This window comes from Novosphingobium sp. Fuku2-ISO-50 (assembly GCF_001519055.1).
GTDB lineage: Bacteria > Pseudomonadota > Alphaproteobacteria > Sphingomonadales > Sphingomonadaceae > Novosphingobium.
Map to the genome: position 1 here is coordinate 1 of NZ_KQ954299.1, position 23,388 is coordinate 23,388.

General features: G+C 63.8%; 14 protein-coding genes. 5 read left to right on the plus strand and 9 right to left on the minus strand.

What is annotated here, in order from left to right; all coding sequences use genetic code 11:
• Positions 1–73: 73 nt before the first annotated feature.
• Positions 74–2,578, plus strand: coding sequence for a TonB-dependent receptor (locus AQZ50_RS16105; RefSeq protein WP_067747890.1), 2,505 nt, complete (start codon positions 74–76; stop codon positions 2,576–2,578).
• A gap of 117 nt (positions 2,579–2,695) precedes the next feature.
• Here AQZ50_RS16105 and AQZ50_RS16110 read toward each other — a convergent pair whose 3' ends face one another.
• From AQZ50_RS16110 to AQZ50_RS16150, 9 genes are all read right to left on the minus strand, one after another.
• Positions 2,696–4,093, minus strand: a complete 1,398-nt coding sequence (locus AQZ50_RS16110) for an efflux transporter outer membrane subunit (RefSeq protein WP_067747769.1) — start codon at positions 4,091–4,093, stop codon at positions 2,696–2,698.
• A complete protein-coding gene (locus tag AQZ50_RS16115) occupies positions 4,083–5,306 on the minus strand; it encodes an efflux RND transporter periplasmic adaptor subunit (RefSeq protein WP_067747770.1) in 1,224 nt (407 codons plus the stop codon). Before AQZ50_RS16115 ends, AQZ50_RS16110 begins: the two co-directional genes overlap by 11 nt.
• The gene (locus AQZ50_RS16120; RefSeq protein ID WP_067747771.1) at positions 5,299–8,487 is read right to left on the minus strand and encodes an efflux RND transporter permease subunit; all 3,189 of its coding nucleotides are present in this window, start codon (positions 8,485–8,487) and stop codon (positions 5,299–5,301) included. The genes AQZ50_RS16115 and AQZ50_RS16120 overlap by 8 nt, the downstream gene beginning before the upstream one ends.
• 341 nt (positions 8,488–8,828) lie before the next feature.
• Positions 8,829–9,506 carry a phosphate signaling complex protein PhoU gene (gene phoU / locus AQZ50_RS16125; RefSeq protein ID WP_067747773.1) on the minus strand — a complete coding sequence of 226 codons (678 nt, stop codon included), beginning with the start codon at positions 9,504–9,506 and terminating at the stop codon, positions 8,829–8,831.
• Positions 9,507–9,528: 22 nt separating this feature from the next.
• Entirely contained in the window at positions 9,529–10,341 is an 813-nt protein-coding gene (pstB, locus tag AQZ50_RS16130; protein WP_067747775.1) for a phosphate ABC transporter ATP-binding protein PstB, read from the minus strand.
• Positions 10,338–11,213: a phosphate ABC transporter permease PstA gene (gene pstA, locus AQZ50_RS16135; RefSeq protein WP_067747777.1), complete on the minus strand. Its 876-nt coding sequence runs from the start codon at positions 11,211–11,213 to the stop codon at positions 10,338–10,340. Before pstA ends, pstB begins: the two co-directional genes overlap by 4 nt.
• Positions 11,210–12,220 (minus strand): phosphate ABC transporter permease subunit PstC, encoded by a 1,011-nt coding sequence (pstC, locus tag AQZ50_RS16140; protein WP_082703723.1) that lies wholly within the window; start codon positions 12,218–12,220, stop codon positions 11,210–11,212. Before pstC ends, pstA begins: the two co-directional genes overlap by 4 nt.
• A gap of 1 nt (position 12,221) precedes the next feature.
• Entirely contained in the window at positions 12,222–13,259 is a 1,038-nt protein-coding gene (gene pstS / locus AQZ50_RS16145) for a phosphate ABC transporter substrate-binding protein PstS (RefSeq protein ID WP_067747779.1), read from the minus strand.
• A 186-nt stretch (positions 13,260–13,445) separates the two neighbouring features.
• Entirely contained in the window at positions 13,446–14,891 is a 1,446-nt protein-coding gene (locus AQZ50_RS16150; RefSeq protein WP_067747781.1) for a hypothetical protein, read from the minus strand.
• A 619-nt stretch (positions 14,892–15,510) separates the two neighbouring features.
• Between AQZ50_RS16150 and AQZ50_RS16160 the strand changes: the two genes are divergently transcribed.
• From AQZ50_RS16160 to AQZ50_RS16175, 4 genes are all read left to right on the plus strand, one after another.
• On the plus strand, positions 15,511–16,485 hold the full coding sequence (locus AQZ50_RS16160) for a hypothetical protein (protein ID WP_067747785.1): 975 nt from the start codon (positions 15,511–15,513) through the stop codon (positions 16,483–16,485).
• 11 nt (positions 16,486–16,496) lie between these two features.
• Positions 16,497–16,973, plus strand: coding sequence for a hypothetical protein (locus tag AQZ50_RS16165; protein WP_231730352.1), 477 nt, complete (start codon positions 16,497–16,499; stop codon positions 16,971–16,973).
• A 91-nt stretch (positions 16,974–17,064) separates the two neighbouring features.
• Positions 17,065–18,159, plus strand: coding sequence for a hypothetical protein (locus tag AQZ50_RS16170; protein WP_067747788.1), 1,095 nt, complete (start codon positions 17,065–17,067; stop codon positions 18,157–18,159).
• Positions 18,160–18,187: 28 nt separating this feature from the next.
• Entirely contained in the window at positions 18,188–23,386 is a 5,199-nt protein-coding gene (locus AQZ50_RS16175; RefSeq protein ID WP_231730353.1) for an isopeptide-forming domain-containing fimbrial protein, read from the plus strand.
• Positions 23,387–23,388: the final 2 nt, after the last annotated feature.

Sequence of the window (23,388 nt, forward strand, 5' to 3'; positions counted from 1 at the left end):
ACGAACCTGAGCAAAGCATCAGGATTTTGCCGCAAGGCCCTGTTACCATGATCGCATGGTGTGGGGCACGCGCATGACAGGGACGGCAAGGCTGCTTTGCGCGGCGGCATCCGCCTGCGCGAACCCGGCGCATGCGCAAACCGACCGGATCGATGAACCGCCGCAGATCGTCGTCACCGCCCCGAGCGGCAGCGACGACGTGGTGCTGGCCGATACCACGGTCAATGCGCAAGTTCTGTCGGGCGACGCGTTGAACCGGCAGCATCACGCCAATCTGGCCGACTTGCTTGATTCCTCGCTCGGCTCGATCTCTTTGAGCAACGGCACCGGCAGCCCGTACCAGAGCGACGTGTCCTATCGCGGGTTTCAGGCGACCTCGCTGCTCGGATCGCCCACCGGGCTTTCGGTCTGGCTCGACGGGGTGCGGATGAACGAACCGTTCGGCTCGATCGTCAACTGGGATCTGATCCCGATGAACGCGATTTCCGCAGTCGAAGTCCTGCCCGGATCAAACCCGTTGTTCGGGCTGAACACATTGGGCGGCGCGCTCGTGCTGACGACAAAGAACGGGGCGGACAACGGCGGCCTTGGTGTGACGGTGCAGGGGGGATCGTTTGCCAGACGTGCCATTTTGGCGGAAGCGGGCGGTACACTTGCTGGAAAAAGCCTCGATTGGTTTGTTTCCGGAAATTTTGATAACCAAAACGGCTATCGTTGGTACACGCATACCCGCGTCAGCCAGGGCTATGGCAAACTGCGCTGGCGAGGGGGCGCGACGCATGCCGAGCTTGGCGTGTTGTGGGCCGATACCTCGCTCAACGGCACGCAAAGCTTGCCATTGTCGATGCTGGGCACGCCGCAAAGCGCCTATACCTGGCCCGACAATGTCTCGAACAATCAACTGGTGATCAATCTGAAGGCCGATACGCGTCTGTCAGACGTGCTCAAGCTCAGCGCAAACGTATATTATCGTCGCTCGGATTCGCATTCGAGCAACAGCAACGCCAGCCTGGGCGACGCTTGCGATGGCGTCACGTATGATTGCAGCGCGCTTGCACCGGGCGGGACGGCGCGCGATCTGTTTACGACGAACCCGTTCCAGAGTGCGGCTTTTACCGCCTATGCCGGTGGCTTGCCGATTCACGACTATACCAGCGGCATCAACACCACGCTGGTCACCTCCGACGTTTATCAGCACAGTTTTGGCGGCAATGCGCTGATCGATCTGGATGCGTCGCTGGGGCGGTTCGTCAACGATCTCAATCTCGGCGGCAGCTTTGAAATCGCGACGATCCGCAGTGATCAGGCGACCGGTCTGGCGCAACTGGTGAATTACCAGACCGTGGCCATGGCGTCGAACCCGCTTTATGGCAGCGCGGCGGGGTTTGCCGGCAGTCCGCTGATCAACGCGGTGGCGGTTTCGTCGCACAACCGGGCGCTCAATCTGTTTGCGCGCGACATGGTCAAGCTCACGCCCAAGCTCAGCCTGACGGCATCGCTCAGCTATACTTTGACTCACCTCGATCTTTTCGGAACCAACGCCACCTTGCTCGATGCAAGCGGTCGCTATGTCTGGACCGACGCCGGCGGGACGATGTATTACAACCCGGCTTATCTCGGCGCGAGCACCTGGGACGCTGCGTCGGGCGCTTTGGTCACGGCCGCCGCGCCCGCAGGCGCGACCGCCGGGCCCGAAGTCGATCCGGTCAATGGCGTCCACACCTATCACCGGTTCAATCCGGCCGTGGGGCTTGCCTGGAATCCGCGTGGCGAAGTGGGCTTTTTCGCCAGCTACAGCGAAGCGATGCGCGCGCCGACGGCGATCGAACTGGCCTGCGCCGATCCCGCCCGGCCCTGTTCGCTGCCCACCGGGTTCAACGGCGATCCCGATTTGCGCGCGGTGGTTGCGCACAGCCTCGAACTCGGCGCGCGCGGCACGATTGCGCGGCGGTTCGGCGCGCGGCGCCTCGGCTGGAATGCGGCAGTCTATCGCACGCTGGTGGACAACGACATTCAATTCATCTTTGGCGCCTCGGGCCTGGGCTACTTCGCCAATCTGGGGCGGACCGAGCGCAGAGGCTTTGAACTGGGCCTGACTGCCGAGTGGGCGCGGGTGCAGGTGTCGGCCAATTATGGCCATGTTGCGGCGACCTATCGCGAGGGTTTCATCGATTCCGTTGGCGACAGCGTCGCGCCCGGCGCCCGCATCACCGGCATCCCGTCGCAGTCGTTGAAGCTGCGCGCGACATATCGCCCGATCGAAGCCGTCACGATCGGCGCCAATCTGATCGCGGTATCGGGCCAATATGCCCACGGCGACGAGGCAAACACGCAGCCTGCCGTACCGGGCTATGCGCTGGTCAATTGCGATCTGTCGGTCACACCGCTGCCTCGGCTGGAACTGTTCGGCACGGTGACCAACCTGTTCGACAGGCATTATGCAACGTTTGGTGTGATGGGCACCAACATCTATACCGGGGGCGAAGAGCAGTTCCGCACCCCGGCACCCGGTCGTGCGGTCCTTGGCGGTATTCGTTACCGTTTTGGCGGCGGCCATCCTGCGGCGGATATGGACTGACCCCCCGAACCCCCCACATTCCTCGGGGGGAGCCATCGTCCTGTTCGACCAAACCCCTTGCGGGCCGGCACTGCCCCACCTACCCCCTGGTGCCGGTCCGCAAGGCGGCCTTTCGAATTACCCGATCGGCCCGCCCAGCGCGCGCACGATCGCGACGCCCGCTTGCGCGCGGCGCGTCCGCACCGCGAGCAGCGTGCGCGCGGCGTTAAGCGCGTCGGTTTGCGAGGTGACGACTTCGAGATAAGTCGCGGCGCCTTCGCGATAGCGGGTAAACGACAATTGGCTGGTGGCTTCGGCGGCCTTGACCGCGATTTCCTGTTCCCCGGCCTCGCGCGTCAGATCGCGCGCGGCGGCGAGCGCGTCTTCGACTTCGCGGAATGCGCCGATTACAGTCGTGCGGTAGGCGGCGGCGCTTTCGTCGAACTGCGCACGCGCCTGACGCAGACCGGCCTTGCGCCGCCCCCCGTCAAATAGCGGCAGATTGAGCCCGAGCGGCCCGAGCGCCCAAAAGCTGTTGGGCGCGGCAAGCAGCGCGGGCCCGGTTGTTTCATAGCCCGCGCCCATCCCCAGCGTGATCGTCGGGAACAGCGCGGCATGGGCAACGCCGATCCGCGCATTGGCTTCGGCGACGCGGCGTTCGGCGGCGGCGATGTCGGGGCGTCGTTGCAACAGGCCCGACGGCGTGCCGACCGGGACGGCGGGCGCATCCGGAACGTGCGCGATCGGCGCGAGGTGAAAGCTGCTCGCCGCTTCGCCGGTCAGCGCGGCCAGTTCGTGCTCGGTCGTGGTGCGTTGATTGGCGACATCGACAGCCAGCGCGCGGGCATTGCCGAGCACGGTCATCGCGCGATTTTCATCGAGGCCCGATGCCGCGCCGCCCAGGTGTCGCCGCCGGGTCAGGTCATAGGCGCGGGTATAGGCATCGACCGAGCGCGCGAGCAGATCCTGTTCCGCATCGAGCCCGCGCAACCGCGCATAAGCATCGGCAACGGCGGCCTGCAGGCTCAGGCGGACAGAGGCAAGATCGGCCTCGGTGGCGCTTGCCTCGGATCGTGCGGCGGCGATCGAATTGCGCACGCGGCCCCACAGATCGACCTCGTAGGACAGTTGCGCGCCGATTTTTGTATCGTTGAACGTCACCGCCGAACCGGCGCTGAGCGGGCGCGCCTTTGATTCGCGTTGGCGCAAGGTGCTGGCGGTGCCGTCGATTTCGGGCAGCGCTTGCGCCGCCGTCTGGCCCAGTACGGCGCGCGCTTCGTCGCGGCGGGCAAGTGCGGCGGCCAATGTCGGGCTGGCCCGTTCGGCGCGGGTTTCGAGATCATCGAGCACCGGATCGGCAAAGGCCAGCCACCAGGGGCCGCGCGGGGCCGCGTCGGCGGGCGCGGCCTCGGTCCAGGATGGCGGGATCGCGTCGAAATGCGCGGGCGTTGCGATCGCGACAGGGCGGGGCGGGGGGGTGAACGAACAGCCTCCGAGCAGCGAGAGCGCCGCCGCGCCGATCAGCCTATTTCGCATGGGGTTTGCCCTTTGCCCCCGTCGTCGACGGCAGGACTTGCGTGACGTGCACATGCTGACCGTTGTGAATGGCATCGGGCGGGGTGTCGATCACCGCGTCGCCGGGGTCGATCGCGCCGGTAACGCGCACGACATTGCCATCGTCGCGGATGATCTTGATCGGGCGCAGCGCGACCTGGTCGCCACCGGTCACCACCGCCACGCTTGGGCCGTCGGTTCCATAGAAGATCGCGCTGCCGGGCAGGGCCAGCGTGCCGACATTGCCGGTCGAATGGAAGTGAACTTGCGCAAAGGCGCCGGGCTTCAACATCCGGTCGCCATTGTCGGCCTGCAATTCGACAAGCATCGAGCCCGACTGGACATCGACCGCGCCGGCCGAGCGCACCAGTTCGGCGCTGAACGACTTGCCCGGATATTCCGGCAATTCGAGGCTGGCGGCGATGCCGGGGTGCAGCATGGCCGAATAGTTTTGCGGCACGCGCACATAGACGCGCATGCGATGCACATCGGCGACGGTAAACAGCGGCTGTGCATTGAGATTGCCGGTCACGACGAGCGCGCCGATCTGCGCCGAACGGCTGGTGATCACGCCGTCAAACGGGGCGGAGACGCGTTCAAACCCCTGCATCGCGCGCCATCGTTTGACATTGGCGAGCGCCGAATTGGCCAGCGCCGACTTGGCGGCAAGATCACCCTGCTTTTCGTCGGTTTCCTGTTTGGATACGGCATCCTGGGCGAGCAACTGGGTCCAGCGCCGGGCCGTGGTCGCCGCGAGGCGCTGATTGGCCAGCGCGGTCTGGTAATCGGCTTCGGCCTGGGCAAGCGTCTGATCGACTTCGGGCGCGTCGAGCACGGCGAGCGGCTGGCCGGAATGAACATGGTCGCCGATGTCCGCCAGCCAGTTGCGTACATAGCCGTTGGTGCGCGCATTGATCGCGGCATTGTTCCACGGTTGCACTTGTCCGGGCAGAACCAGTTCGTCGCTGGGCGCGGCGGGGGCGGGGTGGACCACCGCGACATCGCCGATTGCAGCCACGCGCGCCACGCTGGCTTCGCCGGTAACGGCGTATTCGCGCCAGGCGATACCGATGCCTGCGATCACCACGGCGCCGAGCGCGACCGCCAGGCCGAGCCGTTTCAGGCGGGCGGTATCGGGCAGATCCTGTTTGAGATCGACCAGTGTCGAATCGAGCGGGGGTGTGGGATCAGACATGAGAGGCGACCGCTTCGAAAGAGGGTTCGGATACCGCGCGGCGGCGATGGACGATGCTGAAGACGACGGGCACGAAAATCAGCGTGGCCGTGGTTGCAAAGATCAGGCCGCCGATGACCGCGCGGCCCAGCGGGGCATTCTGTTCGCCGCCTTCGCCAAGCCCCAGCGCCATCGGCACCATGCCGATGATCATGGCGAGCGCGGTCATCAGCACCGGGCGAAACCGCACCATGCCCGCCTCGATCGCCGCCAGCGTGGCATCGCCGGTCAGATTGAGCCGTTCGCGGGCAAAGCTGATCACCAGGATCGAATTGGCCGTGGCAATGCCCATGCACATGATCGCGCCGGTCAGCGCCGGAACCGAAAGAGTCGTGCCCGAAACGAACAGCATCCACACGATCCCCGCAAGCGCCGCCGGCAGCGCCGAGATGATCACCAACGGGTCGAGCCACGACTGGAAATTGACCACGATCAGCAGATAGATCAGGACGATCGCGGCCAGAATGCCGAGGCCCAGCCCGACAAAGGCGACCGTCATCGTCGCATACTGTCCGCGCATCGTCACGGTCACGCCTTTGGGCTGATCCTTGGCCAGTTTGGCCACGGCGGCGTTGATATCGCCTGCCACCGCGCCAAGATCGCGCCCTTGCGTCGTGGCATAGATGTCAAACACCGGCTGGATGTTGTATTGCGACACGACCGCAGGAATGTCGGTGCGCTTGAGCCGGGCAACCCCGCCGAGCAACTGGCTGGCCGTGCCTGCACCGCCCGAAACCGGCACGTTTTCAAGCCGGTTGATCGAGGATACCAGGTATTCCGGCGCTTGCGCGACGACCTGATATTGCACCCCGTTTTCGGGATTGACGAAGAACACCGGCGCGGTCTGCGAGGAACCGGCCAGCGCGTTGGACAAGCTGTTGGTCACGTCGCGCTCGGTCAGGCCATATTGCCCGATCAGCGAGCGGTTGACGTCGACGTTGAGGTTGGGCGAGCCTTGCGGCTGCTGGATGCGCGTGTCGGCGATGCCGGGAATCGGCGCGACCGCGGCCAGGATTTTTTCGGCAAAGCCGCGCGCCGCATTGGGATCGCGCGCCGCCACCTGGACGTCGATCGGCGCCGGGCTGCCGAAATTGAGAATCTGGCTGGTGATGTCGGCGGGCAGAAAGGCGAACGTGGTGCCCGGAAAATGGCGCGGCAGTTCGCGGCGCAGCGCGGCGATCGCGCGCGCGGTCGGCGCATGGCCTTCCCTGAGCGTGATCATGATGTCGCCGTCTTGCGGGCCGATCGTGCCGCTGTTGCTGTAGACGTTGTTGATCGAACTGACAGGCAGGCCGATGTTGTCGGTGATCGAGCTGACCTCGCCAGAAGGCAGAAGCTCGCGGATCGTCTGGCTGATCCGGTCGAACCGCGCGGCGGTGTCTTCGATGCGCGAACCCATCGGCACGCGCACATGCATCATGATCTGGCCGGAATCGACTGCCGGAAAGAAATTGCTGCCGAGGAACGGAACCAGCACGAACGAGGCGGCGACAGCGGCGAGAAAACCGGCGACGAACCGCCCCTGGCCGATCAGCGCCAGCCGCAAGAGACCGATATATCCGGCACGAAACCGTTCGAAGCCCGCCTCGAAGCCGCGCTGCACGCGCACGAAAAATCCGCCCAGCCCGCGCGGCGCGGCAGCGTCATGCGCATGGAGATCATGCGGTTTGAGCAAGTACATCGCCATTGTCGGCACCAGCGTGCGCGACAGGATAAAGCTGAACACCATCGAAAAGATCACCGACAGCGCCATCGGCACGAACAGGTATCCCGCCACACCGGGCAGGAAGAACATCGGCACGAACACGATGCAGATGCACAGCATCGAAACGAACGCCGGGACCACGATCTGCGCGGCGCCGTCGGTGATCGCGGGGATCACGCCTTTGCCCTGTTCGAGATGCCAGTTGATGTTTTCGATCGTCACTGTCGCTTCGTCGACGAGCAGCCCGACCGCCAGCGCCAGTCCGCCCAGCGTCATGACATTGAGAGTTTGGCCAAACGCATAGAGCGTGGCGATCGCGGCCAGCACGGCGAGCGGGATCGAAGTCGCGATGATCAGCGTCGATCGCACCGAGCCGAGGAACAGCAGGATCATCAGGCTGGTCAGCCCCGCCGCGATCAGCCCTTCGCGGATCACGCCCGAAACCGCCGCGCGGACAAAGATCGACTGATCGCCGACAGTCAGCACTTTGAGCGTATCGGGCAGGCCGACCATGATCTGCGGCAGTTTTTGCTTGACCCCGCCGATGATCGACAGCGTCGATGTCGCGCCGTTCTTGAGCACGGTCAGCAGCACCGAACGCCGCGCGTTGACATGGACCACATTGGTCTGCGGCGGATAGCCGTCGCGGACATGGGCGACATCGCGCATGTAGATCGTCGCGCCGCCGATGACTTTGACCGGCAGGTCGTTGAGCGCGGCGATCGAGGCAGGCGCGTTGTTGAGCGAGACGCTGTATTGGGTCGGCCCGATCTTGACGAACCCGGCTGGATTGATCTGGTTTTGCGCGGCGATCGCATCGGTCACGTCTTGCGCCGAAAGCCCTTTGGACTGCAGCGCGGCGGGATCGAGATCGACCTGGATCTGACGCTGTTTCCCGCCCGAGGGCCAGGGCATGGCCAGCCCCGGGATCGTGACGAGCTGCGGCCGGATCTGGCTGGTGCCGATGTCGAACAATTGCTGTTCGGTAAGCCCGGCGCCCGACAGCGCGAGCTGCACGATCGGCACGGTCGAGGCGTTGTAATTGATGATCAGCGGCGGTGACGTGCCCGGCGGCAACTGGCGCAAGGTCGATTGTGAAATCGCCGTGACCTGGGCATTGGCGACTGCGATATTCGTGCCCGGCTGGAAATAGATCTTGACGATCCCGACCCCGACCATCGACTGGCTTTCGATGTGTTCGATGTCGTTGACCGTGGTCGTCAGCGACCGCGAATAGGGCGTGACGAGCCGGTCGTTCATATCCCTGGGATTGAGGCCCGAATATTGCCAGGCGACCGCGATCACCGGAATGCGGATTTCGGGAAAGATGTCGACCGGCGCACGAACTGCGGCCAGAACGCCAAAGATCGCGATCAGGATCGCCATGACGATGAACGTCAACGGGCGGTGAAGGGCGATCTTGACGATATCCAGCATGCATTGTGCTCCACGCCCGGGGGGGAGGGCGGTCATCCGGGGTTTGCCCCTACCAACCGTCATTGCCATGGGCAAAGTGGTTTTAAGGGGCAAACGCAATTGCGCCACGCATCGTCAGGGCGTGTCGAATGTCACCGGATTGTCGTGGCCCGGCCTGATCGGCCAGACGGACACCTGCCCGCTGCTGGGCGTAATTGCAAAACCGCCTCTAGCATGGCGCATTCGTGTCATAAAAGGGGGGTGGTCGTAATAAAGTGTTGCAGCGCTGCGCAATTTTCCGGCTGTGCGCGCTCGTTGCGGGCTTTGACTGTCTGTCTCGGCGATAGAAGCCGTCGGCGAGTCTAATCCGCTGCCGTGTGGCGATCGGGCATGACTATCCCGGTGCTGGCGTAATAGACCGCTTCGGCAATGTTGGTCGCGTTGTCGCCGATGCGTTCGATGTTGCGCGCAACCAGCAGCAGCTCGGTCGCGGTGATCACGTTGGCCGATTTTTCCGACAAATGGTCGATCAGGCTGCGGATCATGTCGCGATAGAGCGCATCGACTTCCTTGTCGCGGGCGACGACATCTTCGGCGAGCACGGCATTCTGCGCGGCATAGGCGTTGAGCGCGGAATGGATCATGCCCGCCGCAATTTCCGCCACCGCCGGTACAAGCGCCAGCGAGCCAAAGCGGAAATCATTGATTTTCAATGTGCTGCGCGCGATGTTCTTGGCATGGTCGCCAACGCGTTCGAGCATGCCCGAAATCTTGAATGCCGCAACGACCTGGCGCAGATCGCTTGCGACCGGCGCGCGCAGGGCGATCAACTGGATCGCCAGTTTCTCGACTTCGGCTTCGAGCGCATCGAGCTGCTTGTCGCGCGCAACGACGACGCTGGCTTTGTCATGATCGCCCCGGCGCAGCGCGTCGATGGCATCGTGGACCTGATTTTCGGCAAGGCCGCCCATTTGCGCGATCAACGCATTGAGCTGCCCCATGTCCTCGTCAAAGGCGCGGATGGTATGTTCGTTGGCCATGGGTTGTTCCTTACCTTTTACGTCAGCCGAAGCGACCGGTGATGTAATCCTGCATCTGCTGCGTTTCGGGCGAGACGAAGGCGTCGGACGAGGGGCGGAACTCGATCATTTTGCCCAGCAGCATGAACCCGGTGTAGTCCGAGATGCGCGCTGCCTGCTGCAGGTTGTGCGTGACGATGACGATGGTCAGCGACGATTTCAGCTCGATCAGCGTGCTTTCCAGCTTTGCGGTGGAAAGCGGGTCAAGCGCCGAGGCCGGTTCGTCGAGCAGCAGCACGTCGGGATTGATCGCAATGCCGCGCGCGACGCACAGCCGCTGTTGCTGCCCGCCCGACAGGCCGAGGCCCGACAGGCTGAGCTTGTCCTTCACTTCGTCCCACAGCGCCGCGCGGGTGAGCGAGCGTTCGACGATCACATCCATGTCCGCCTTGCTGACGCTGCGATGCAGCCGCACGCCAAACGCGATGTTGTCATAGATCGACATCGGGAACGGCGTCGGGCGCTGGAACACCATGCCGATGCGCGCGCGCAACTGTTCGGAGTTCTTCGCCTGGTCGAGGACGTTTTCGCCGTCGAACATGATCTCGCCCGTCGCCGATTGCCCGGGGTAGAGGTCATAGATCCGGTTGAGCGTGCGCAGCAGCGTCGATTTGCCGCAGCCCGACGGGCCGATCAGCGCGGTCACCTTGTTGCGCGCGACCGGCAGGTCGACGCCGAACAGCGCCTGCGATTTGCCATAGAAGAAATCGAGATTGTGCACGTCGATGACGCGGTCCGCCTCGGGCGGGGGGATCATCACGGTGCGGTGATCGGTGGTGGTATCTTCAAAGGTCACTTGTGCGTGCTCCCGCGCGTCAAGGCACGTCCGATGATGTTGGTGGTTAGAACGGCAACGGCGATCAGCAAGGCGCCGGCCCAGGCCAGCCGCTGCCAATCGTCATAGGCGCTCATCGCGAATTGAAAGATCGTCGTGGGCATCGAGGCCATCGGCTGGGTCAGCTTGGTGCTGAGGAACGGATTGCCGAGCGATGTGAACAGGAGCGGCGCGGTTTCGCCGCTGATCCGCGCAAAGCTGAGCAGTGCCCCGGTCATCAGCCCCGACTTGCTGGCGCGCCAGATGATCGAGCGGATGACATGGCCGCGGTTGGCGCCCAGTGCCATGCCCGCCTCGCGCAGGGCGTTCGGCTGCATGCGCATGATGTCCTCGGTCGCCCGTGTCGCCACCGGCATGGCCAGCAAAGCCAGCGCCACGCCGCCCGCCGCAGCGGAAAAGCCATGGAACGGCCGCACCAGCAGTTCATAGACGAACAGGCCGATCAGGATCGACGGGGCCGAAATGAGAATGTCGTTGAGAAAGCGCACGATCGTCGCCAGCTTGGTCCCGTCGCCATATTCGGCGAGCCAGGTTCCGGCCAGAATGCCGACAAACAGCGCGATGACCATGCCGATCGCGCACATGATGAGCGAGCCGACAATCGCGTTGAGCAGGCCGCCGGCCATGTCGGGCGCGGGCTGGCTCATCGTGAAGACATGGATGTCGAGCCCGGCAACGCCTTTGACCACCAGCGTTTCGAGAATCAGCGCCAGCGCCGCCAGGGCAATCGCCGTGGCCAGCCCGGTGAGCCCGAGAAAGATGTAATTGTACAGTTTCCGCCGCGCATGGAGAAAGCGGTCGAAATTTGCGTTGGTGGGTTTGGAAGCGGTCATTTCGGGCCTCCCCGGCCGAGCAGCAGCCGCGCCGTGGCGATCGTGGCGAAAGTGATCAGAAACAGCACCAGCCCCAGCGCGATCAGCGCGGAAATGTGCATGTCGCCGGTCGCTTCGGTGAATTCGTTGGCGATCGTCGACGAAATGGTCGAGCCCGAATCAAACAGGCTGCCGGGAAAATTGTGCGAATTGCCGATGATGAACGTCACCGCCATGGTTTCGCCCAGCGCGCGGCCAAGCCCGAGCATGACCGCGCCGATCGCGCTCTTGCGCACATAGGGCAGCATGATCCGCATGACGACTTCGCGCTGCGTACAGCCAAGGCCATAAGCCGCTTCGCGCATGTGCGAAGGCACCGACATCAGCAGTTCGCGCAGGATCGCGGCGATATAGGGCAGGATCATCACTGCGAGAATCAGCGAGGCGGTAAAGATGTTGGCGCCGTTGGGCACCCCCGAAATCAGCGTTTCCAGCCAGGAACCCGGCGTTACCGCCATCATCAGCGGCAATTGGACATGCGCCGCAAACCATGGCGCCAGCACAAACAGGCCCCACATGCCGTAAACGATCGAGGGAATCCCCGCGAGCAGTTCGACCGCGATTGCCAGCCACCGCGCGATCATCTGCGGGCAGATTTCGACAAGGAACACCGCGACGCCGATCGCGACCGGCAATGCCAGCAAAAGCGCCAGGAACGAGGTGATCAGCGTGCCGACGATCGGCGCTGCGGCCCCGTACTGATCCGCGACCGGATCCCAGGTGCTGGTGGTGAAAAAGCTGATGCCGAAATGGCTGAGCGCCATCCAGCCGCCCGAAACGAGCGAAAGGACCAGCCCGAGCAGCGTCGCCATCATCACCAGCACGGCGGTAAGGCTCAGCCAGCGAAAGATATGGTCGCCGCCCGGCTGGCGCGGATCACCCTGCGCGTCGGTGACGCGCAGGGTGTCGTTGCCGGCGGACGCGGCGGCTTGTCCCTGAGGGGGCGGGGAAGGGGCCGCGACTGCCATATCAGTGACCGTTATAGACCGGGCGACCGCCAGCCTTGATTTCATTCGACCACTGGCGACGGATCAGATCCTTCACCGGGCCGGGCAGCGGCACATAGTCGAGACCGATCGCGGTCTTGTCGCCGGTCTTGTAGGCCCAGTCGAAGAAACGCAGCACGGCGGCGGCACGAGCCGGATTTTCCGGGTTCTTCGGCACGAGAATGAACGTCGCGCCGCTGATCGGCCAGGCGTTGCGGCCGGGCTGATCGATCAGCATGATGTAGTTGCCGGGGATCTTGCCCCAGGGCGCGCTTGCGGCGGCTGCGGCAAAGGCGCCGCCGTTCGGCTGCGGAAACTGGCCGACGGCGTTCTGCACCAGCGCGTACGTGACCTTGTCCTTGCGCGAATAGATATATTCGACATAGCCGATCGAGCCGGGGGTCTGCTTGACGAACGCGGCAACGCCGTCGTTGCCCTTGCCGCCCAGGCCCGTCTTCCAGTTGACCGAATCATTGGCGCCCACGGTGTTCGCCCAGGCCTGGCTCTTGTGCGCGAGATAGGTCGTGAAGATGAACGTCGTGCCCGAACCGTCCGAACGGTGGACCACGGTCACCGGCAGGCCGGGCAGGCGCAGGCCCGGATTGATGCGGGTGATCGCCGGATCGTTCCAGCGCGTCACGCGGCCGAGGTACATGTTGGCGATGATGTCGCCGGTCAGGTGGAGCTGGCCGGGGTTCACGCCGGGCAGATTGACGATCGGCACGATGCCGCCGACCACGGTCGGAAACTGGCTCAGGCCGTTCTTGTTGAGATCTTCGATCTTCAACGGCTTGTCGGTCGCGCCGAAATCGACAGTCTTGGCTTCGATCTGGCGAATCCCGCCGCCCGAACCGATCGCCTGATAATTGAGTTCGTTGCCGGTCGCGCCTTTGTAGGCCTGCGCCCAGGCGGTGTAGACAGGCGCGGGGAAGGTCGCGCCGGCGCCGGTGAAATTGTCGGCATGGGCAGTGCCCGTCAGCGTGACCGCAAGGCCTGCGCCGATGATGAATTGCTTGAGCATGGTGTGGTCCCTTGGCTTTAGCACGAAATGTTTGCTGCGTGAGGCAGCGAGAGGGAACCGCGTCTGCGGCTGAGGTTCTTTGGGAAAATCAGCATAGGACGCGATTATGACACTTTTTGCCGTGTTCGGGAATTGGCGTCTGAAAGGAAATCCCCGGCCGCATCATCGACGCGGCCGGGGGTCGGATCAGAACTTGAAATAGCCGAACAGGCCGACTTCGTCGTACGTGCCGTAGTTGGCGCCGCCGAGCGTGCCGGTGCCGAGATACTGCGCCGTCATGGTGCCGCCGCCCAGGTTGAAGGTCGTGTCACGCTTGTACGCCAGCGAGATGTCGACCAGCTTTGCCGGCTGCCACTGTATACCGGCGTTCCAGTAATAGTTGCTCACCGAGGCGCCCGTGGCGATGTTCGGCGTGTAGCGGATCCAGTCTGCGCGACCGAAAACCTGCCACTTGGGCGTGATATTGTATTGGGCAAATGCCGACCAGCCGTTGTATTTGTCTTCGGTGGTCTTGGTTACGCTCTGCAAATTCTTGGCGTAGACATATTCGCCGCCGATGTTGAACAGGGTGTTCTTGAAGCCGAGCGCACCGTCGAGGCGATAGGCAACGTGATCAACCACTGCGCCCTGCACGTTGTTGCCAAGGCGACCGGTGTAACCGCCGACAGCGGCGTAAAAGCCCTTGTACTGAGCCGACAGGCGACCGTCGACGTCAACCGACTTGGTGACCTTGACGTTGCGGTAGCCGGTGCCGTTGACCACACCCACCTGATAGCTGAGCAGACCGCCGGCCAGATCGCCGAGAGCGTAGATGCCCCAGTCGGCCGACTGCGCCAGCTTGTAGTTGTCGGTCAGCGTCATTTCGAGATAGCGGTGTTCGTACTGGCCTTCCATGTACGGGATCCACGCCGTATCGGCCGAACCTGCGCGGATGATCAGCGCGGGGTCGATCTTCGCCTGGAGGAACGCCTTCTTGATGTACAGGCCCTTGCCCACATCGCCGATCTGGCTGATGGCGCCGGTCGACGTGTTGGCGGTCGGCGTGTTGTAGTTGCCGAACGCCGTTTCGCCGATCACGTTGCTGATGTCGGTGGTGACGTTGGCTGACCAGACATCGCTGAACTTGTGGTCGACGGTGATGTAGATCCGCTTCACGTTGAAGCCGGTGCCGTTCGACGGCTGCTTCACGCCATCGGCCTGCTGGTTGATGTTCGAAGCGTTGAAATAGGCCAGCGCGCTGACTTTGGTGTCGCCGGCCCAGGCCATCGTGGCGACCTTCTTGTCGGTCTTGGCGGTGGCAACCTGGACCGCTTCGGCCTTGGCAACGGCCGTGTCGGCCTTGGTCGCGGCGGTTGCTGCGGTCTGCGCGGCGGTGGTCGTTTCGGTCTGCAGCGTGGCGACCTGGGTCTGGGTCTGGGCGGTGGTGTCGTGCTGGGCGCGCAGTTCGCTGCGCAGCGCGGCGACTTCGGCCTTCAGTTCGTCGACTTCGCTCTTGAGTCCGGCATCCTTGGCCGGGGCGGCTTTGGCATGGCTCTGGTGCGACTTGGCGTGCTTCTTTTCGGCGGCGTGCGCGTTGGGCGCGGTGACCGCGCCAAGAGCGACGGCTGCCAGCAAGGCGTGGTGCAATTTCATGTGGGCCCCTTCTGCATTTATCGATTGATGCAGGCGCCCGGTATGGGCCCCATGTTGCCGTTTTGTGACAAGCGGGCGGAGGCGCCATGGATGCGCGCCGACGTCTTGCGGCTGTGTCCGCAAAGCCACAACTGCCCATGCGGAGCGCCTTGCCGAATTGACATATAAATGAAATATATCAGGTGGTTGCCGGGGGGATTCGCAAGCGTCTCTGGCCAATTCGGATGGTCGCAAGCGCGCCTGGAAGGTGCTGGCGGCGCTCACCCGGCAAGGCTCCGAGGCGGCGTTTGCAATGCGTCCGGCGAGGGAAATGTTGCAAAACCTTGCGCCGCGCGCGATCGGGGCGCTGCTCTCGGGGCAAGGCCCGCATGCGATATACCTCTATAAGGCCATGGCCGAACGGGGCCGCACGCGAATCACCCAAAGGATCGGACCGGCGCATTGGCAATGGTTTGCGCAGGCAATTGCCTCCGTTTTGCGACCTATCAGCCCCGGTTAACCCGGTTTCACTCCCCGCAAGCAGATGGGTGTCGGAAAAAAGGTATGTAAAACAGAAATTTGTACTATTTGGTGCGTGGCTAACGAGCTCTTAACCACATCGTACTTATACCCAGTACCCATGAAACGGATGCGCTACCTTTTGGCTGCCGGAGCGGCCACCGCCGGACTCGTTGGGGGAACCTCGGCTTATGCTGCCGGGACTCTGGCGGGGACCCTGATTCAAAACACAGCCAACGCGACCTTTTCGAGCGGGTCGGGCACGAGCACGATTCAGTCGAATACCGTCACGGTCAAGGTCGATCAGTTGGTCGGTGTCGCCGTGACCGCGCTGACCAGCACGCCCGCGACGATCGGTACGACGGCGGCGACCCTGATCTATCAGGTTACCAATACCGGCAACGGCGCCGACAGCTTTGATCTGACCGGCGCGCCCAATGTCAGCGGCAATGCCTTCAATGCCACGCTGCAGACAGTGGCCATCGATACCAACGGCAACGGCGTCTATGATCCCGGCGTCGACACGGTGATCACCAATGGCGCGGCGAGCCAGACCCTGGCGCCCGATGCCTCGATCAAGGTCTTTCTGATCGCGGCCGCGCCGACCACGGCTACCGACACCCAGACTTCGCAAGTGCGCCTTACCGCGACCTCGGTTACCGGCTCGGGCACGCCGGGAACGTTGCTTGCCGGCAAGGGCGTCGGCGGGGTCGATGCCGTGGTCGGCGCGTCGGGCGGGACGGCCAATGCGCTGGCGGGCCTGATCGCGAGCCTCGCCACAGTCACGCTGACCAAGTCGGCAACGATTGCCGATCCTTATGGTGGAACCAATCCGGTTCCCGGAGCAACCGTTACCTATACCATCGTGTCGCATGTCACAGGGTCCGGCACCGCGACCGGCCTGCAAGTCACCGACACGTTTCCGACCGGGACGACGTACCAGGCCAGTTCGCTGACGCTGGGCGGAACGGCGCTGACCGACGCCGCCGACAGCGACGCGGGGACGGCCACATCGACCGGCATCACCGTGACGCTCGGCAATGTTGCCGGCGGCAGCGCGGACAAGACGATCGCTTTCAAAGTCAAGATCAACTGAGGATATTCGACATGCGCAAATTTTCCCGTAACGTCGTGACCGCACTGGTGGTCCTGGCTGCTACGCCGGCGCTGGCGCTTGCCGCGCCCGGCGCCGTTTCGCTCGAAAGCTCGATCAAGCTCGACAAAGTGGTGACCGAAAAGGGGCAGACCCACCATGAATATGTCGCGCCGCAAAAGGTCGTGCCGGGCAATCATCTGCTGTTTGTGACCAGCTACCGCAATACCGGTGACAAGCCGGTCGATCATTTCGTGGTCACCAACCCGGTTCCTTCACCGGTTGCGCTCGAAAGCGCCGGGGCCGACAATTTCGACGTTTCGATCGATGGCGGCAAGACCTGGGGCAAATTGTCCCAGTTGTCGGTCACCAAGCCGGGCGCATCCGCGCGCGCCGCAGAAGCTGCCGATGTCACGCATGTCCGCTGGGTGATCCCCGTGATCGCTCCGGGTGCGGCCGGCACGCTTGAATATCACGCCGTGGTCCGCTGAGCGAACCTCGATTTCGAAGAGCCTTCGGTCCGCGGGCGTGATGTTCGGGGTGCGGACCAGTTTCTAACGCTTTGTAATTCAGGAGAATACCATGAAACACGCCAGCAAGTGGCTGGGCGTGGCGAGCACGGTTGTGCTTGCCGCTCTGGGGGCGAGCCCTGCCTATGCGACAGGGACCCTTGCCGGGACCACGATTACCAATACCGCCAACATCAGCTACTCGGTCAACTCGATCGCGCAGACCGGTGCGACCGCGTCGAACGCGGTGGTCGTCGACCGCAAGGTGATCTTCACCGTAACCGGCGCGGCGAGCACCACCACGGTGACGCCGGGCCAGACGGTGGCCTATGACGCCTTTACCCTGCTCAACAGTTCGAACGACACGCTCGACTTTGCGCTGTCGACCGCCAACCAGACGACTGGCGCAAGCGCCGCGCATGGCGGCACCGACGCTTTCGATGTGACCGGCTTTACGTATTACATCGATACGAACGGCAACGGCGTCTACGATCCGGGCACCGATCAGGCGATCACCTATCTTGACGAAGTGGCGCCCGATACGTCGAAGACGGTGTTCGTTGTTGCCAGCGTGCCGCTGGCCGCGACCAATACCCAGGTTGCCGGCGTCGTGCTGACCGCGACTGCGCAAATGGGCGGGGCAAGCGGCACCGAAGGGGCCACGCTGACCAACACCAACGGCACGGCATGGACGCCGGGCACTGTGCAGACCGTGTTTGCCGATGCAGCGGGTGCAACCGACGCTCAGTATGACGGAAAGTATTCGGCCAAGGGTGACTATACCGTTTACGCACCTGTTCTGACGCTCAGCAAGTTGTCGACAGTCATTTCCGACCCGATCAACGGGACGTCCAACCCCAAGGCAATCCCCGGGGCGACGGTTGAATACTGCATCGTGGTGCAGAATGCGACCGGCGGCGCGCCGACCACTGCCTTGTCGGTGAGCGATCCCTTGCCGACGCAGGTCACCTATCTGTCGAGCTATGGCATCATGCTCAACGGGACGTACACCGGCACGACCTGCAATTCCGACGGGACCGCCGGGACCGGATCGAACAGCAGCTTTGCTTCGGCAACGACGGGTAACAACGGCACGGTGAACGGCACGCTCAACAACGTGTCGGCTGGTGGCGCGACCACCATGCGTTTCCGCGTAACGATCAACTAAGGCGAACGGGCCGGGGGGCGGGCGGATCTTGCCGCATCGCCTCCCGACCGTTTTCGACACGATGGTGCGACACAACCCGCCTTTGCTGAAGGCGGTGACGGGACTGGCTTGCCTTGCCGTTGCGCTCTTTGCCGATGTGATCGGCGGGGGGGCGCGCGCGCAGACCATTTCCAACACCGCTTATGCCACCTGGCCCATCGGCGGCCAGACGGCGACGGTTGCCTCGAACACGGTCACATTTTCGCAGGCAAACTTTCCGGTCACGGTTACAACGTATCTGGCATCACAGTCTGGATCGTCTGTCCTGACCTATCAGGCGTCGCAATGCAGCGCCACGGCGAGCTCTGCTGCCTCGGTGGCGGCCGGGAAAACTTTGTCGCCTTCCGGATTTGCGCAAGCAACAGTAATTCCTGCCAATACGATCAGTATAGGTGAGGCATTTTATTTTACTGTTTCGATGCCGCAGGCAAACCTCAGTCCCTCGGCGATCGACCACATCACGGTCATTCTCACCACGTCGAGCGGTGACAAGGAAACGCTTGTCATCGGCGAAACCGCTGCGAACACCGGCGTGTTTGCCGGTTCGATCGCGACTGCCGCGATCCCGCCGCAGCCGGTGCAGGGCGATTGCGTCCTGTCGGTCGGCGGCGGTGATACCGTCACCATTCAGCCCGAATATCCAGGCAGCACATTGGCCCCCGCCACCGCGACGATCGCGGTGCTGGCCGATCCGATGGGCGAAGTCTTTTCCAGCGATGACGGCTCGCCGGTCAGCGGTGCGACTGTCGCGCTTGTCGATGCGACGACCGGGCAACCCGCCAGGGTCTATGCCATCGACGGGGCGACAAGCTGGCCCGCGACCATGCAGTCAGGCAAGACCGTCACCGACGGTGCGGGCATCGAACACGTCATGGCCGCCGGCGAATACAGCTTTCCCAAGGTTGCCACCGGAAGCTATCGCCTTGTCATCACGCCGCCGTCTTCCTACACGGCGCCGTCGAAGCTGACCCCGGCGCAGCTTGCCGGGCTGAAGCGCACCGACGGGTCCGCGCTCAACCTCACGACGGCGTCTTATGGCGCCGCGTTCACCATCGCGAACAACCAGGCGGTCGTCATCGACGTTCCTGTCGATCGCCCGGTTTCGGCGGCCAAGATCACCAAAGTCGCCTCGATCAGCGAAGCGCAGCCCGGCGACATGGTGGTCTATACCGTCACCGTGACCAATCCCGACAGCGTTCATGCGATGCGCGGGCTGACGCTCGTCGACCGGCCATCGTCGCTGTTGCGGCTGCGCAAGGGAACCGTGCGTATCGACGGCGCGGATGCGGGCGGCAAGGCCGTGTTTGCGCCCGACGGTTCGCTGTTGACCGTATCGCTCGGCACGCTGACCGCAGGTGGCGTCCACACGATCACGTATGCCGCCACGGTACGACCTGCATCGGGCACCAACCGCGCGGAAAATACCGCGACGATCACCGACATTACCGGCACCAGCGCCTCTGCCAACGCGGTCGTCAAGATCGATCAGGACGGTCTGTCGAGCCGCATGACTCTGGTCGGAGAGATCACCGACGGCGGCTGCTCGCTGCTGGGGCGGCACCAGGGGATTCCCGGTGTGCGCGTCATGCTCGAAGACGGCAGCTTTGCCATTACCGACAAGAACGGCCGCTATCACTTCGACGGGCTGGTGCCTGGATCGCATGTCGCCCAGGTTGCGCCCGAAACGCTGCCTGAAGGCGGCAAATTTGTCTTGTGCGGCGGCGGTACGCGCGCAGCAGGCAGCGCGATCAGCCGTTTTGTGATTGGCGACGGCGGCAATCTGATGGTTGCCAATTTCCATGCGGTGCTGCTCTCTGCGCAATCCGCCGCCGCGCCTGACGAGGGGGCAAAGGACGCCAGGCAGGAACAGGAACGCGCCGAACGCGCGGCCGCGGGCGCCGATACCGACTGGCTGGCGCAGGGCAACGGCCCCGCCGATTTCCTGTTTCCCCTCGCAGATCACAACCCGCGTTCGCCCGCCATTCGCGTGGTCATCCGCCATGGCGCCGGTCAGACGGTCGCCCTGTTTGCCAATGGCAAGCCGGTTTCCGCCTTGATGCGCGACACGATGAAAGTCGCCGCCGACCACAGCTTTGCCGTCAGCATCTGGCGCGGCGTTCCGCTGGATGGCGAAACCACCGAACTGAGCGCAGACGTGCGCAATGCCGATGGCAGCCTGGTGACGCATCTTGCGCGCACGGTTCATTTCAACCACGTGCCGTTCAGCGCGCAGATCCTGCCCGAACGCACCCGTCTTCTGGCTGATGGCCGCACCCGCCCGGTGATCGCGGTGCGCATTGTCGATCGCAACGGGCGCCCGGTCCACGCCGGGCTGTCGGGCGATGTGGCGATTTCCGCGCCTTATGAAAGCGCCGATGCGATCGACATGATGCAATCGCGCGCGCTGTCGGGGCTGGGTCGTCAGACGCCGCACTGGCAGATCAAGGGCGATGACGGGGTCGCGCTGATCGAACTGGCGCCGACGATGGCCAGCGGCGCGGTGCAGCTCGCTTTCAGCTTTGTCGACAACGATCAGCATCACAGCCAGACGCTCGAAGGCTGGGTCAAGCCGGGCAAAGTTGACTGGACGCTGGTCGGGCTGGCCGAAGGCAGCCTCGGCGCGCGCACGATCGCCGACGCCATGGACAAGACGAGCGCGATTTCCAGCGATCTGGGCCAGCATGCGCGCACCGCGTTCTATGCCAAGGGCCGCGTGCTCGGCAAATTCCTGCTGACTTTGGCCTATGACAGCGCCAAGCAGGCCTCTGACCAGACGATCATGGGCACGATCGACCCGCGCGCCTATTACACCGTCTATGGCGACGGTTCGAGCCGCCGGTTCGACGCGGCGAGCCGCAACAAGCTCTATGTCCGCATCGAGACCGCGACATTCTATGCCATTTTCGGCGATGTCGAGGCGGGCTTCAACCAGACCCAGTTGGGCAAATTCCAGCGCACCGCGACGGGCGTGAAATCCGAAGCGCGGCTGGGCGGATTGCATCTTCAGGGCTTTGGCGCGCGGACTTCGACGACGCATCGCCACGATGAAATCGCCGGCAACGGCCTGTCCGGGCCCTATCCGCTGTCATCGAGCGCGGTCATGATCAACACGGAAACCGTGACGATCGAAGTGCGCGATCATGCGCGCCCCGATGTCGTGCTCAGCTCGACGCCGCTGACCGCTTATGCTGATTACACGATCGACCCGATTGCCGGCACGATCACGTTCAAGCAGCCGCTGCTGTCGCGCGATGCCAGTCTCAATCCGCAATACGCGGTGATCGACTATGACATCGATCCGACGCTGGGCGGGGCAAACAGCTTCGTCGGCGCCGTCCGCGCGGACTATACGACCCGCAACAAGGCCTTGCGCGTCGGCACCACGCTGATCACCGACACGACCACGCAAGGGGACACGACGGGGCGCAGCCGCGAAGCGGCGGCCGACATCAAGCTGCGCATTTCCAGCACCACCGAATTGCGCGCCGAGGGCGGCATCTCGACGCTGGCCGGGGTCGTGTCGCGCGCCTGGATGGTGGAGCAGGAACATCACGACAAGATGCTCGACGTGCTCGCCTATGCGCGCAGCGCCGATCAGGCGTTCGGCGTCGGGCAGACCGGCGATACCCAGCTCGGCCATCGCCGGATCGGCGTCGATGCGCGCAAGAAACTGGGCGACAAGCTGGCCCTGTCGGCCAGCCTGTGGCTCGATGACAGCCTCAGCACCATCGACAACCGCAAGCAGGCCTCGTTCAAGCTGCAATATCGCGACAAGGACACCCAGGCGAGCATCGGCGCGACGACGATGAGCGAAAACGATGCGCTCGGATCGGGAAATTCGACGACGATCGACGCCAGCGTGACTCAAAAGCTGATGCACAACCGGCTGGAACTGACCGCTGCGGTCGCCGCGCCGATGGGCACTGCCGAAGCGGCCAGCCTGCCCGGCAGCCTGACCGTGGGCGCGCGCTATGCGATCAACAGCCATACCCGCATCGTGGGCAGCTATGAATTGGCCGACAGTTCGGCCATCTCGACCCGCACGGGCCGGATCGGCCTCGATGCGCAGCCCTGGCGCGGCGGACATCTGAGCGCGGGTCTGGGCGATCAGGACATCGTCGAAAACACCCAGCGCACGTTTGCCGCCTTTGGCCTGTCGCAGAGCATTGCGATCAACCGCCATCTGACTTTCGACACCACGCTTGATACCAACAAAGTGCTTTCGGGCGCTTCGCTCAACGGGCTGTCATCGGCGGTGACCGGCCTTACCGGATCGTCCGGGACCGTTTCGACCAGCACGACGACGACGGGCACTACCACCGGCAGCGGCGTTGCCACGACCTCGCTGATCGAAAACTATACCGCCGTCACGCTCGGCCTTGCCTGGCGCAAGGACTTGTGGAGCACCACGCTGCGCGGCGAATGGCGCGATGGCGAACTGTCGCAGCGCCACGGCATGACGATGGGCGCGATCCGCCAGCTTGGCGATGGCAAGATGCTCGGATCGGGGCTGACATGGACTCATGCGGTGGGCACCGACGGCACGGTTACCGATGTGCTCGATGCGACTGTGGCGCTGGCCTGGCGCCCGCATTTCGCGCCGCTCGCCTGGCTCGCCCGCGCCGAATATCGCACCGATTATGCGCTGGCCGGTTCGAATTCGTCGAGCGGCGCGGTGGCATCGCTGGCGACGGCGAGCGCAGGCAGCGCGCTGTCGGGGCTGGCCACCGGGGATGCCCATGCGCGGCGTCTGATCGTTTCGGTGTCGACCGACTGGACGCCGCATGGCCGCCATGACGACGAATTCGTCGAACGCAGCGAAGTCAGCCTGTTTGCTGCCGTGCGCCGCAATTTCGATGCCTATGACGGCTATAACCTGTCGGGCACGACGGTGATGGGCGGCGTGGCTGCGCACATCGGGCTGGGCGAACGGGTCGAAATCGGCGGACAGGCCTCGGTCCTGACCAGCCCGTCGGACGGTACCACGCAGTTTTCGATCGGCCCCAGCGTCGGGTTCGTGCCGATGAAGAATGTGCTGATGATGGTCGGTTATAACATCAAGGGCTATCGCGACGCCGATTTTTCCGCCGCCAACTCCACCGCGCGCGGCGTGTTTGTCAGCATGCGGATGAAATTCGACACCAGCACCTTTGGCTTCCTCGGGCTCGACAGCAAGCTGCGGCGCTGATC

Coding starts and splice junctions, on each gene's coding strand:
- AQZ50_RS16105 (WP_067747890.1), top strand. CDS start 74: ATGACAGGGACGGCAAGGCTGCTTTGCGCGGCGGCATCCGCCTGCGCG.
- AQZ50_RS16110 (WP_067747769.1), bottom strand. CDS start 4,093: ATGCGAAATAGGCTGATCGGCGCGGCGGCGCTCTCGCTGCTCGGAGGC.
- AQZ50_RS16115 (WP_067747770.1), bottom strand. CDS start 5,306: ATGTCTGATCCCACACCCCCGCTCGATTCGACACTGGTCGATCTCAAA.
- AQZ50_RS16120 (WP_067747771.1), bottom strand. CDS start 8,487: ATGCTGGATATCGTCAAGATCGCCCTTCACCGCCCGTTGACGTTCATC.
- phoU (WP_067747773.1), bottom strand. CDS start 9,506: ATGGCCAACGAACATACCATCCGCGCCTTTGACGAGGACATGGGGCAG.
- pstA (WP_067747777.1), bottom strand. CDS start 11,213: ATGACCGCTTCCAAACCCACCAACGCAAATTTCGACCGCTTTCTCCAT.
- pstC (WP_082703723.1), bottom strand. CDS start 12,220: ATGGCAGTCGCGGCCCCTTCCCCGCCCCCTCAGGGACAAGCCGCCGCG.
- pstS (WP_067747779.1), bottom strand. CDS start 13,259: ATGCTCAAGCAATTCATCATCGGCGCAGGCCTTGCGGTCACGCTGACG.
- AQZ50_RS16150 (WP_067747781.1), bottom strand. CDS start 14,891: ATGAAATTGCACCACGCCTTGCTGGCAGCCGTCGCTCTTGGCGCGGTC.
- AQZ50_RS16160 (WP_067747785.1), top strand. CDS start 15,511: ATGAAACGGATGCGCTACCTTTTGGCTGCCGGAGCGGCCACCGCCGGA.
- AQZ50_RS16165 (WP_231730352.1), top strand. CDS start 16,497: ATGCGCAAATTTTCCCGTAACGTCGTGACCGCACTGGTGGTCCTGGCT.
- AQZ50_RS16170 (WP_067747788.1), top strand. CDS start 17,065: ATGAAACACGCCAGCAAGTGGCTGGGCGTGGCGAGCACGGTTGTGCTT.